This is a genomic window from Micromonospora hortensis (assembly GCF_022230935.1).
GTDB classification, from domain to species: Bacteria; Actinomycetota; Actinomycetes; order Mycobacteriales; family Micromonosporaceae; genus Micromonospora; species Micromonospora hortensis.
The window spans coordinates 1-11561 of record NZ_JAKKFE010000009.1; the positions used below are offsets into that span (position 1 = coordinate 1).

Below are 11561 nucleotides of genomic sequence, written 5' to 3' on the forward strand. Positions count from 1 at the left end.
GGGCGCGGAGCGCGGGGCGCGGGGCGCGGGGCGCGGGGCCAATCCGATGACGAAGTCTGATTCGTCGATGGGGATCTGCGTCGTTGGCGAAGGCTGATCCGTCGCCACGACCGATTCGTTTGTGACATCAGCTCCAAAGGCGTTCTGTGACAGATGCCGAGGTCGTACGGACGCCACTTCACGGGCCGCAGGGACGCCGCGCGACGGGTCGACTCGACGTCGATCGGACGTGGGCGGGCCGGCCGGGCGGGGGCAGCGCCGGCACTAGCCTGTGTGGCGACGGGCTTCATCGACCACGAAGGACCGAGGGGACGCATGGCGTACGTGCTGCTGGGGATCGCCATCCTCGCCGAGGTGGTGGCTACCAGCCTGATCAAGAGCACCGCCGGCTTCAGTCGGCTCTGGCCGACGGTGGCGTGTCTCGGCGGCTACGCGCTGGCGTTCCTCCTGCTGGCCCAGGCCGTCAAGGAGATCCCCGTGGGGGTGGCGTACGCGCTCTGGTCGGGTCTGGGCACCGCGGCCATCGTGGCGATCGGGGCGGTGTTCCTGGGTGAGTCGGTGGGGCTCGCCAAGCTCACCGGCATCGCACTGATCATCGCCGGGGTGGTCATCGTGAACCTGGCCGGGGAGCACTGAGCACTACGGTCTCCGGTGGCCGGGTCTGGCGCGGACCCGGCCACCGGTCCGACGGTCAGCTCGCCGTGCAGCTCACCACCGGCGGGCTGTTGGTGCCGGTCCAACTGCCGAGGAAGCCGAAGCTGGCGCTGGCGCCGGCGGCCAGCCGTCCGTTGTAGTCCGTGTTGCGGGCGGTCACCGTGGTTCCGCTGCTGGTGAGGGCCACATTCCAGGACTGGGTGACGCGCTGGCCGTTGGCGAAGGTCCACCCGGCGGTCCAGCCGGTGATCGCCCTCGCGCCGGCGGTCACCCGTACCTCACCCTGGAAGCCACCCTGCCACTGGTTGGTCACCGTGTACGTCGCCGTGCAGCCACCGTTCGGCGGAGGCGTCGTCGGTGGCGGCGTGGTCGGCGGCGGGGTCGTCGGCGGGGGCGTCGTCGGGGGTGGCGTGGTCGGCGGTGGGGTGCCGCCGAAGACGCTGGCCTCGCGGGCGGTCTGCCGGATGCCGTTGACTCCGTTGAAGAGGCGCTGTCCCCAGTCGGTCAAGCTCGCCGGATTGAAGTTGGTGGCCAGGTCGAGATACTCGACGCCGCCGCCGTTGCCGCTCCACGACCAGCCCAGCCAGCCGATCCCGTTGGCCTGGCTGTACGCGAGGATGGCGTCCTCGTCCGGGTTGCCGTCGGAGTGGTTGAAGCCGAACTCACCGACCACGATGGGTAGCCCGGCAGCGCGGAACCGGCCCAGATAGTCGCTGATCTCCGCGGCGGTGTCGAACACCCCGTACATGTGGATGGAGAACACGGTGTTGCGGGCCGGGTCCGCGGCGAAGACCGACGCGGCGTTGTCGCGCATGGTGAACGACCAGTCCTGCCCCCAGTTCGGCGCGTCCACCATGATCGTGTGGGTCAGTCCGCCGGCCCGCAGGCGCTTGATGGCATTGGCGCTGTCGGTGGCCCACGAGGCGTAGTTCTGGTTGCCGTATGGCTCGTTGCCGATGTTGACGATGACGTACCTCTCCTGGCCGGCGAGGACGTCGGCGAGGCTGAGCCAGTAGTCGACGGCGCGGTCGAGGGTGATCGCGCCGCTCTGCTCGCCGTACCCGGTGGTGTCGTGCACCTCCAGCACGCAGATCAGCCGGTTGGCCTTGCAGAGCGAGATGACGTTGGCGACGTCGGCGTTGGTGTTGCGGGTCCACCGGTCGCCGCTGGACAGCACCACCCGCACGGTGTTCGCGCCGAGCGCCTTCACGTCGGCGAACGAACTGGTCTGCTGCGGGTACCAGGTGTGCGCGTGGTTGACGCCGCGCATGATGAATTCGGCACCGTTGGCGTCGTACAACTTGCCGCCTGCGACGGAGAAACCAGCCGCGGCGTGCGCCGGCTGGCCGAACGCCAGCACTGTGACGAGCAACGCGAGCAGTGTCGCGCCGGCGGCGGAGAGTCGAGTCTTCATGGCCTTCCTCAGGGAGGACCCCCGGTGCCCGACAGGGGTGGGGACGTGACAGGGGAAGGCGGCTGCAGCCCGGCAGCCGCGCGCGGCTCCCGGCGCAGGCATCAGCGTAGGACGATGGATTGGTCCTCGCAACCGGTTCAGTTGACGGGCCCGCAGCCCGGACAGCCGTAACGGCCCACGCGGACGCGGGCCGTCACGGGGCGGTCATCCCCACCACAGGATGTGTCGCCATGCCCGGCTCTTAACCGGTTAAGAGCGACGGTAGGCAGGAGGCTGGGATCCGTCAAGCACGAGGACAGCCGAACCGGACGGGAGGGTTGACCGGCGTGCACTGGGGTATCTCGGGAACGATCCGTCAGCGAGAGGGGATACCAGGATGGTCAGCGTCGGCTACACCCTGATGAGCGAGCAGGCCGGGCCCAAGCAACTGGTGGACCATGCGGTACGCGCCGAGGCGGCTGGCTTCGACCAACTGGTGATGTCCGACCACTACTACCCCTGGCTGGACTCCCAGGGCCACTCCCCGTACGCCTGGTCGGTGCTCGGCGCGGTCGCCCACGCCACCTCCCGCGCGGAGCTGATGTCGTTCGTGACCTGCCCGATCCGCCGCTACCACCCGGCCGTGGTCGCGCAGAAGGCCAGCACCATCGGCGCGCTCTCGGACGGCCGTTTCACCCTCGGCCTGGGCGCCGGGGAGAACCTGAACGAGCACGTGGTCGGCGGCTGGCCGCACGTCCAGCAGCGGCACGAGATGTTCGAGGAGGCGTTGCAGATCATCCGGCCGTTGCTCAACGGGGAGACGCTGACCTTCTCCGGCAACCACTTCGACGTGCCCGACGCCTACGTCTGGGACCGCCCGGAACGGCCGGTGCCGATGGCCATCGCCGCGTCCGGTCGACAGTCCGCGACGCTGGCCGCCGAGTACGGCAACGGCCTCATCTCCACCGAACCCGACCGGCACATCATCGAGATGTACGACGACGCCGGGGGCGCCGGCCAGCCCCGCTACGGCCAGGTGGCCATCTGCTACGGCCCCGACGAGGCGGAGTGCCGCAAGATCGTGCATGACCAGTTCCGCTGGTTCGGAATGGGTTGGAAGGTCAACGCCGACCTGCCCGGCCCGGATTCCTTCGCCGCCGCCACCCAGTTCGTCCGCGAGGAGGACGTCGCCGAGGGAATCTCCTGCGGTCCGGACGTGGACGCGCACGTCGAGGCGTTCCGCACGTTCGTCGACGCCGGCTTCACCCACGTGGCGATCATCCAGGTGGGTGGGGAGAGCCAGCCGATGTTCCTGGACTGGGCGCAGGAACAACTGCTGCCCCGGCTGCGCGAGCTGTGAACCGAGGTGCGGCACCTCGACCGCCCGGGTCGACAGGCCGCAGCGCCGTCGGCGGGTTCGGGCCGGCCGAGCTGCGACTCGCCATGGCCGCTCCCCGGGCAGCCGGCGGGCTGACCAGCGAGTGGCGGGTCGTCGACGGACTGCGCACCCACACCCGCCGCAGCGCCGACCCGGGGACCGGGGCGCCACCCGTGGTGCTCGTGCACGGCCTGGCGGTCTCGCACCGCTATCTCACCCCGCTGGCCGTCGCGCTCGCCGCCACCCATCAGGTGTACGTGCCGGACCTGCCCGGCTTCGGGCTCAGCGAACATTCCCAGGGCGCGTACGACGTCCGCCGGCACGCCGACCACCTGGCCGCCTGGCTGGCCGCGTACCAGTTGCCGCCGGTCTGCCTGCTGGGGCACTCGTTCGGCGCGGAGGTGGCCGCCGCGGTCGCCGCGACCCACCCCGACGCCGTACGCGCGCTGGTGCTGGCCGGGCCGACCAGCGACCCGGCGGCCCGGTCCCGACGGGACCAGTTCGGTCGTTGGCTGGTGGACAGCCTGCGCGAGGCGCCGCTGCAGGCCCCGATCCTGGTGCGGGACGTCTGGAACGCCCGGCCCTGGCGGGTCCTCGCCACGCTGTCGCACTCGGTGCGCAACGCCATCGAGGCGGACCTCGTCCGGGTCAGCGCGCCGACCGTCGTCGTGACCGGCGACCGCGACCCGGTCGTGCCGCAACGGTGGCGGGACGAGGCGACGCGGCTGGTGCCGAAGGCAGCCCTGGTGGTCGTTCCTGGTGCCGCGCACAACGTGGTCACTACCACCCCGACGGCCGTCGCGGACGTGATCCGGCACCTGCTCGCCCCTCATCCCGCACTCACGGACAGGTGAACGTCATGCGCTTCGGCAACACGGAGATCCGCCCGCTCGGCGGGGGCCTCGGCTGCCTCCTGATGATCCTCTTCTCGATCGTGGCGTCGGTGGTGCTGACCATCCTGCTGAATCTGGTGCTCTGAGCCCCGCACGTCTCAACGGCGCAGGCCCAGGCCTTCGAGCACCTCCCGGACAGCCAGCCGGGCCGGGTCGAGCACCGAACGGCGGGCCCAGCGGGCCGCAGGCGTGACGGTGGCCCGCCACAGCCAGCGCAAGCCTCGCCCGAGTGGGCGCAGCAGTAGCCGGTGAAGCAGTCGCAGCACCCGTCCGGCCGTCCGCCACGCGCCGACCACCGCGGCGGCGACCAGCCGACCGACGGGCGTGAGCACAGTGCCCACCCAGTACAGCGGCCACAGGACCAGGTACTTGGCCAGCCAGATCAGCACGCGCCCCAGAACCACGAGGGCCGGGCGCAGCCCATGACGGGTCAACCAGACCAGCACGGGCCAGATCACCGTGCGGGCGACCCACAGCAGTGGGAGCCACAGCAGATGCCGGACGCACCAGACCAGCGGAAGCCAGACCAGCCGCTGCAGCACGCAGGCCAGCGGGGCCAGCAGCCAGCGGCGCAGGAACCGGCCCGTCGGGCGGAACAGGTACCGGTGCAGCAGTCGGCCGGCAGCCACGATCAGCTCCCAGAGCAGGCGTACCGGCAGCACCACGACCAGCGCCACACCACGCGCGACGGCCGCGACGAGCGGAGGCGCGACGGCGGCCGGCCGCGCCGTGCCCGAGACCGTTGAGTCGGCGGCCGAGCGAGCCCTCGCCGGCGCGGCCCGGTGATCGTTCGGCGGACCGGGCAGCGGTGAACGGAGGGTGCGGCGGTCGGTCACTGTGGCACGGTAATCGATGCGCGCCACGGCCCTGGGTGGCACCGGCAGCGCGAGCCGACGGGTGGCGTCAGCCGGGAGACAACTCCAGCGTGGCGAGCAGCGGATAGTGGTCGGAGGCGGTGGCCGCCGCGCCGTCGCGGATCACGCGACAGCCGTGCGTGCGCCGCGCCACCGCCGGGCTGCCGAGCAGGTAGTCGAGCCTCATCCCGGCGAACTCGGCCCCGCCGAGCCGGGTGGGCACGGTGTGGCCGGCGGCCTCCGGTGCGCCGACGTTGCCCGCCGGCCAGAGGTCGACGAGGCCGGCCGCGAGCAGCCGGGCGACAGCGCGGGTGTCCACGGCGTCACCGGAGCGACGCAGGTGCCGCCGCCGGTAGAGGGTGGGCATGCCGGCCAGCCGGGCGGTGTGGTCGACGGTCGGGTCGAGCGAGTTGAGGTCACCGGTGACCAGCGTCAGCTGCCCCCGGTCGCGGCGCATCGCGGCGACCAACCAGTCGACCTCCATCCGCCGCCGACCCCCGGAGTACGGGTAGAGGTGGGTCCCCAGCACCGTGAACGGGCCGGCGGACGTGGCCACCACGACGCGGGCGGTGGCGTGGTGGAACGGGCGGCGCACCGACCCCGCGTCGACGACCCGGTACGGGGGCCGGACCAGCACTGCCACCGGCTGCCCGAAGCAGGACCGGGCCAGGTGAGGAATCATCCCCACCCGGCCCGCCACGCCGGCCATCAGCCCGTCCCGGTCGAAGCCGCGCAACTCCTGCAGGGCCAGCACGTCCGGTGCCTGATCGTCGACGAGCTGGACCACCTGATCCAGCCGGTCGAGGCCGCCGCGATCCCGGCCGCCGGTGCGGATGTTCCAGGTCATCACCCGCAGCACGACGGCGACGCCTAGTCGGCTCGGCCGGCCCGCGCCAGCTCGTCGTCGAGGCTGTCCACGTCCTCCGACTCGATGGCCGGTCGGTTGCCTTCCCTCAGGTCCTCGTTGGGGCGGATCACCAGGTAGAGCAAGCCGATCCAGAGCGCGGAGAGCAGGATCGCGCCCATGAAGTCGGTCGGGTGGTGCATCCCCCGATACATCCGGGAGGTGGCCACCCCGACCGGCATGAGCACTGCCAGCCCCACGAAGATCCAACGCCACCACCGGTCGGTACGCGGGAAGACGACGAGGGTGATCGCCAGCCAGACGCAGATCGTGGCCGCGATGTGCCCGGACGGGAACGACGAGGTGGGCATCTGCCCGTCCAGGTTCTCCACCGGCGGACGCGGCCTGTCGATCGCGCGGGCCGACGCGAGGAAGAGGGTCAACTCCCCCACCATCGCCAGCGCCACGAAGAGCACCGGGCGCCAGCGCCGCCACACCGCCAGCACCAGCGGGCAGAACACCAGCGAGATCAGCAGGATGGCGTGGGTGTCACCGAACTTGCTCCACCACCAGCTCACGTCGGTCAGCACCTCGGTGTGCCGCTCGGCGAACCACTGCGGCACCCTCGTGTCGAGCGTGTCGAAGAAGGTGCCCTTGGCGTGGTAGCTGACGTACGTGCCGAAGCCGTACAGCGCCCCGAACACGATCACCCAGCCGACCAGCAGCTCGGCCACCGCCGAGCGGGGATGGGCCAGCACGTGTTCCTCGGCCGGGGCGGGGGCGATGTCGTGCCCCGCCTCCGGCTCCAGGCCCTCGGTCAGCGGCGGCACCGGCCGCCCCCGCTCCCGCCGCCACAGCCGGAAGGCGTACGCGGTGACGCCCAGCCAGGCGGCCCCGAGCAGCCAGGCGGCCAGCACGTCGGAGACGAAGTGCACGCCCAGCGCGATCCGGGTCAGCCCGACCAGTGCCACCAGCACACCGACGCCGACGATGGCCGGCTTGCGCCAGCGGGGCGCCATCGCCGGCAGGAACACCAGCAGCAGCGCTCCGTACGCGACGAACGAGCCGAGCGCGTGCCCGCTCGGGAAGCTGTTGCCGGGCGCGCTGGCGATCGGCACGTCCACGACCGGGCGGAGCCGGCCGACAAGCGTCTTCAGTGACGGGTCGAGGATCAGGCCACCGACCCCCGTGATGATCAGGTAGACGGCGAGTCGGGGCTGCCGCCGGATCAGCAGCCCGACCACGGCGATCGTGACCAGCCAGATGAGGATCGGCCGGCCGCCCAGGTCCGTGACCGCCTGGAGCACTGTGACCAGCGCGTGGTGCGGGGCGACGAGCCCGTTGAACCACTCGGCGAGCCCGTGGTCGACATCCTGCAACGGGCTCCACCGCACCCGGACGAGCAACAACAGCAGCCCGAAGGCCACCCCGGCACCGGTGACGGCCACCAGACCGGCAATGCTCCGTTCGGCGAAATGACCGATCGGACGGTGCGCCACCTCTTTGACCGCGGTCACCCCGCACCTCCCTTGTCGACTCTGGCGAGGCGCTTTACCCGATCCGCGTCCGTCGTACACGCCGGTGCCGCTAGAGCGCCGACATGTCCCCGGTGTCGTACAGCTCGGCGCGGTCCGGGTCGGGCTCCCACAGATCCGGTTGGGCGGGCTCCCGCGCACCGATGCGCAGCGCCTCCAGTTGGGCGGCGAAGGACAGCCCGCCGAAGAGCGCCATCCCGGTCAGGTTGGCCCAGAGCAGCAGCGCCATCATGCCGGTCAGGGCGCCGTAGGTCTGCCCGAAACCGTCGCTGAACCGCACGTACGCGGCGAGCAGCAGGCTGGCCAGCCACCACAGCGCCGTGGCGATGCCGGCGCCGAACAGCAGCCAGGACAGGCCGGGCTGGTTGCGGCGCGGCGCGTGTCGGAACAGCACGGCGACGGCGACGACGGTCAGCCCGAGGCTCAGCGGGAAGCGGATCACGTCCCAGATGCCGTTGGCGAGTTCGCCCCACTCGTAGTGTTCGCGGACCGAGTCGCCCATCGCGCCGCCGCCGACCAGGATCAGGAAGCCGGCGAGCGCGGGCAGGCCGGCGGTGACGGCCAGCACGGCGGCCCGGAGGTACTTGCGCAGCGCCGGGCGGTCCCGTTCGACGCCGTAGATGCGGTTGGCGCCCCGCTCGATCTGGGCCATCGTGGTGGTGAGCGCGAACAGGCCGGTGAGCAGACCGAGGGTGAGCGCCAGCTCCCCCGCGTCCTCGACGCGTTCGCCATCGCCGAGCAGCTCGCCGACCATCTGCGAACTCTGGCCGGGGGTGAGCGCCAGGACGGTGTCGGCGACCACCCGGCCGCCCTCCTCGACGCCCAGCTCGCTGATCAGGCCGGTGAGGGCGATCAGGAACGGCACCACGGCGAGGCAGAGTTGCAGCGCGAAGGCCCGGGAGTGGCTGAACCCGTCGCCGTAGCGGAACCGGATGAACGCGTCCCGCAGCAGGTGCCAGCCACCCTGCCCGCGCAGTGTGTGCCAGGCGTCGTCGGCGGACAGCTCCTCGTCGGCCATCAGCCGGGTCTCCGGCACGATCCGGGTACTACTCACTGCGGGCTTCCTCGATCAGCTGCTCGCCCCGCTCCCCGGCACCTTGCGCGTCGACGGCCAGGTCGGGGGCGTCCTCGGGCTGGGGGACGCAGAGCCAGAGCGCCTGCGGCCGAACCTCGGCCCGCAACTGCCGGCCCGGGGAGATCAGGTCGCCGTCCAACTCCCGAGGTTGCGCCCGGTTGCTGGTGACCACCACCCGCCGGCCCCGGAAGATCTCGAGCTGCGGCACCTGGCCGCTGCGGCGGATCACCGCCCAGCCGAGCGCGAGCCAGTGCCGCAGGTTGCGCGGGGTGAGCACGGCGACGTCGAGCCAGCCGTCGTCCGGCTCGGCCTCGGTCAGCAGGGTCACGCCGCCCTGCAGCCGGCCGACGTTGGCGATCAGGACCGAACGGGCCCGACGGCGCACCGGCGGCCGGTCGTCGATGCGGATCTGCACCCGCATCGGCCGGTCCCGGAGGTGGCGGGCGGCACCCATCACGTACGCGGGCCAGCCGATGCGGGCCTTGGTGGTCTCGTTTGTGGCTTCGAGCATCTGGGCGTCGAAGCCCATGCCGGCCATCACCGTGAAGTACTTGTCCTCGACAGCGCCGACGTCGAGCAGTCGTCGGCCGCGTTCGACGGCGACCTGCAACCCGGCGGCCAGGTCGGTGGAGAGCCCCAGGTTGGCGGCGAGCAGGTTGCCGGTGCCCTGCGGCAGCACGGCGAGGGCCACGTCGGTGCCGACCAACCCGCTGACGCAGGACATCACGGTGCCGTCGCCCCCGCAGGCGAAGACCAGGTCGACGCCGTCCTTGACGGCCTTCTCGGTCTGGCCGCGACCCGGATCGTCGACTGTCGTCTCGTACCACTGCGGCGCGGGCCAGCCGGCCGCGGTCAGGGCGTCGTCGACGGTCCGGCGCAACTCGTCGAGATCGTCGACCTTGACCGGGTTGACCACCACAGCGGAGCGCAACCCGCCGTCGCCGCCCGAGGGCCGCCTGTCCTGTCCAGCATCCACGGCGCCAGTGTGCAGCACCCGGACGCCTTCAGCGACCCGGCGACCGACGCGCGTCGGAAGTGCCACAGACAGGTTTCAACCCGGCCTCGCCCGTCAGGCCGCCGCCCGCAGGGCGAGCTCCACCCGTCGGCGCAGATCATCGAGGTCGACCCCGGACTCGGTGAGCACCAACGCGCCGAGCCCGTTGCCCTCCCTGAGCACCCCGAGCAGGATGTGCTCGGTGCCGATGTGGCGGTGGCGCAGGCGCAGGGCCTCCCGCAGGGACAGCTCCAGCGCCTTCTTCGAGCGGGGCGAGAACGGCCCGCCGAGGTACCGCTTCCGCCCCCAGCGGCGGCGTGGCGCCGGCACCGCCTCCCGTAGCGCGTCCGGGCCGAAGGACTGCTCGATGCGGGCCACGATCGCGGCCAGGTCGATGCCGATCTCCCGCAGCGCCGCGGCGTCCGCGTCGCCGAGGCCCGCGCCGCCGGTGACGGTGTGCCGGCGTACGCGTTCGCGCAGGTCGTCGGCGCGTACGCCAGCGTCGGCGAGCACCCGGCTGGCCAGCCCGGCGTCGTCGGCGAGCAGGGCGAGCAGGAGGTGCTCGGTGCCGACCGGCCGCTGGCCCTCGACCCGCGCCTCCTCCAGTGCCCGTTTCACCACGTCGCGCGCCCGGTCGGTGAACCGTTCGAACATCACGCCTCCCAGGATGAGTTGACCGCCGGTCGCCCGGCGTGCTTCTTGTGCACTGCCTGCCGGCTGACCTCGAGCGTGTCGGCGATCTCCTGCCAGGACCAGCCCTGTCGTCGGGCGTTGTCGACCTGGACCACCTCGAGCCGCTCAAGGAGCCGGCGTAGCGCGCGGACGGCACGCAACCCGACCCGGGGGTCGGTGCTGCCGGCTGCCGCCGCGAGTTCTGTCGCCTGACTCATGCCGTCAACATACGTTGACAACTGGTGGCTTGTCAACCCTGGTTGACGAGCGCCGGACGCGGCGGATCGGACCCGCCACCGGGCACATCCGACTACCCTCGGTCAGGGACAGCTTGGTCGTGCCGGGCGCGACGCCCGGGAGGTGATATCGGATGGCCGCACCCGCCGACGCAGCGGTGCTGGTCGGCCTCGGGTCGGAACTCGACCTCCCGGTCGTCGAACAGGCCGCGCAGGAGGCCGCCGGACACGGCCGGCCACTGCACCTGCTGCACACCTTCGACTGGCGCGCGGCCTTCGCCGCGGACACCGTCGCCGCACCCCGGGACCAGGCCGAAAAACTGATCACCCGCGCCGCACAACTCGCCCACCAGACCGAGCCGGGGCTGACCGTACGCGGGGAGATCGTCGAGAGCGCGATGCTGCCCACCCTCATCCGCCGCTCGGAGGGCACCTTCCTGCTCGCCGTCGGCGACAGCGGCATGGCGGGCAGCGGTCAGTGTGTTCCGGCCGAGACGACCGCCGTGCAGTTGGCCGCACGCGCCGGCTGCCCCCTGTTGGTGGTCCGACGTGAACCGCCGCCGCAGGGCCCGGTGTTGGTGGGCGTGGACGGCTCGCCCAGCTCACACCTCGCCCTGCAATGGGCCGTGCGGTGCGCGGCCCGCCGGGGCGCCCGACTGCTGGCGCTGCGGGTCGTGGAGTACGACGAGGACACCGACGCGGTCGCCGAGCAGCTCACCGAAGCACTGGCCCGGCACACCGGCCGCGACAACACGGTGCCGACCGAGTGCCGGGTGGTACGCGGCGACCCCGCCGACGTGCTGATCGACACGTCCCGCAACGCGCAGGTGGCGCTGGTCGCCGCCCGCGGCGACGAACCGGGCCGGGCCATGCTGGGCGCCGTCGCCCAGTCCCTGCTCTACCACTCCCCGGCCCCGGTGGTCGTCGTCCGCGGCCTGGCCGAGGCGCCGCTGACCGGGCCCGGCGCCGACCCGGAGCCGGACCAACGGCCCTGACCCGGGGCGTGCGCAGCGGCCAGGCTGGACGCCGGACG

11 protein-coding genes and 2 pseudogenes are annotated in these 11561 nt (G+C 72.2%); 4 read left to right on the forward strand and 9 right to left on the reverse strand.

Annotated elements, in window-relative coordinates; genetic code table 11:
* Positions 1–315: 315 nt before the first annotated feature.
* Positions 316–636 carry a DMT family transporter gene (locus NIE111_RS04975; protein ID WP_112585076.1) on the forward strand — a complete coding sequence of 107 codons (321 nt, stop codon included), beginning with the start codon at positions 316–318 and terminating at the stop codon, positions 634–636.
* Positions 637–691: 55 nt separating this feature from the next.
* Here NIE111_RS04975 and NIE111_RS04980 read toward each other — a convergent pair whose 3' ends face one another.
* Positions 692–2068, reverse strand: a complete 1377-nt coding sequence (locus NIE111_RS04980) for a cellulase family glycosylhydrolase (protein ID WP_238683256.1) — start codon at positions 2066–2068, stop codon at positions 692–694.
* A gap of 376 nt (positions 2069–2444) precedes the next feature.
* On the opposite strand from NIE111_RS04980, the gene NIE111_RS04985 reads away from it, so the two are divergent.
* Together NIE111_RS04985 and NIE111_RS04990 are read left to right on the forward strand one after the other, a co-directional pair.
* The gene (locus NIE111_RS04985; protein ID WP_238683257.1) at positions 2445–3407 is read left to right on the forward strand and encodes a TIGR03557 family F420-dependent LLM class oxidoreductase; all 963 of its coding nucleotides are present in this window, start codon (positions 2445–2447) and stop codon (positions 3405–3407) included.
* An 83-nt stretch (positions 3408–3490) separates the two neighbouring features.
* The gene (locus NIE111_RS04990) at positions 3491–4279 is read left to right on the forward strand and encodes an alpha/beta fold hydrolase (protein ID WP_238683258.1); all 789 of its coding nucleotides are present in this window, start codon (positions 3491–3493) and stop codon (positions 4277–4279) included.
* 137 nt (positions 4280–4416) lie between these two features.
* On the opposite strand, the gene NIE111_RS04995 is transcribed toward NIE111_RS04990, so the two are convergent.
* The 8 genes and pseudogenes from NIE111_RS04995 to NIE111_RS05025 all read right to left on the reverse strand — a co-directional run bounded on the left by NIE111_RS04995 (position 4417) and on the right by NIE111_RS05025 (position 10510).
* Complete coding sequence (locus NIE111_RS04995) at positions 4417–5154, reverse strand: hypothetical protein (RefSeq protein WP_238683259.1); 738 nt, start codon at positions 5152–5154, stop codon at positions 4417–4419.
* A gap of 67 nt (positions 5155–5221) precedes the next feature.
* Positions 5222–6031: an endonuclease/exonuclease/phosphatase family protein gene (locus NIE111_RS05000; RefSeq protein WP_238683260.1), complete on the reverse strand. Its 810-nt coding sequence runs from the start codon at positions 6029–6031 to the stop codon at positions 5222–5224.
* A gap of 11 nt (positions 6032–6042) precedes the next feature.
* Positions 6043–7533, reverse strand: a complete 1491-nt coding sequence (locus tag NIE111_RS05005) for a phosphatase PAP2 family protein (protein ID WP_238683261.1) — start codon at positions 7531–7533, stop codon at positions 6043–6045.
* Between the two features lie 70 nt (positions 7534–7603).
* The gene (locus tag NIE111_RS05010; RefSeq protein ID WP_238683262.1) at positions 7604–8605 is read right to left on the reverse strand and encodes a YihY/virulence factor BrkB family protein; all 1002 of its coding nucleotides are present in this window, start codon (positions 8603–8605) and stop codon (positions 7604–7606) included.
* The gene (locus NIE111_RS05015) at positions 8598–9602 is read right to left on the reverse strand and encodes a diacylglycerol/lipid kinase family protein (RefSeq protein WP_238683263.1); all 1005 of its coding nucleotides are present in this window, start codon (positions 9600–9602) and stop codon (positions 8598–8600) included. The genes NIE111_RS05010 and NIE111_RS05015 overlap by 8 nt, the downstream gene beginning before the upstream one ends.
* Before the next feature lie 93 nt (positions 9603–9695).
* Positions 9696–9902, reverse strand: a pseudogene (locus NIE111_RS32505) (Clp protease N-terminal domain-containing protein); the annotation flags it as partial.
* A 186-nt stretch (positions 9903–10088) separates the two neighbouring features.
* Positions 10089–10274: pseudogene (locus NIE111_RS32510) on the reverse strand (Clp protease N-terminal domain-containing protein); the annotation flags it as partial.
* Positions 10274–10510, reverse strand: coding sequence for an HTH domain-containing protein (locus NIE111_RS05025; RefSeq protein WP_030336062.1), 237 nt, complete (start codon positions 10508–10510; stop codon positions 10274–10276). The pseudogene NIE111_RS32510 and the gene NIE111_RS05025, both read right to left, overlap by 1 nt.
* A 152-nt stretch (positions 10511–10662) precedes the next feature.
* Between NIE111_RS05025 and NIE111_RS05030 the strand changes: the two genes are divergently transcribed.
* Complete coding sequence (locus NIE111_RS05030; RefSeq protein ID WP_238683264.1) at positions 10663–11523, forward strand: universal stress protein; 861 nt, start codon at positions 10663–10665, stop codon at positions 11521–11523.
* Positions 11524–11561 lie beyond the last annotated feature (38 nt).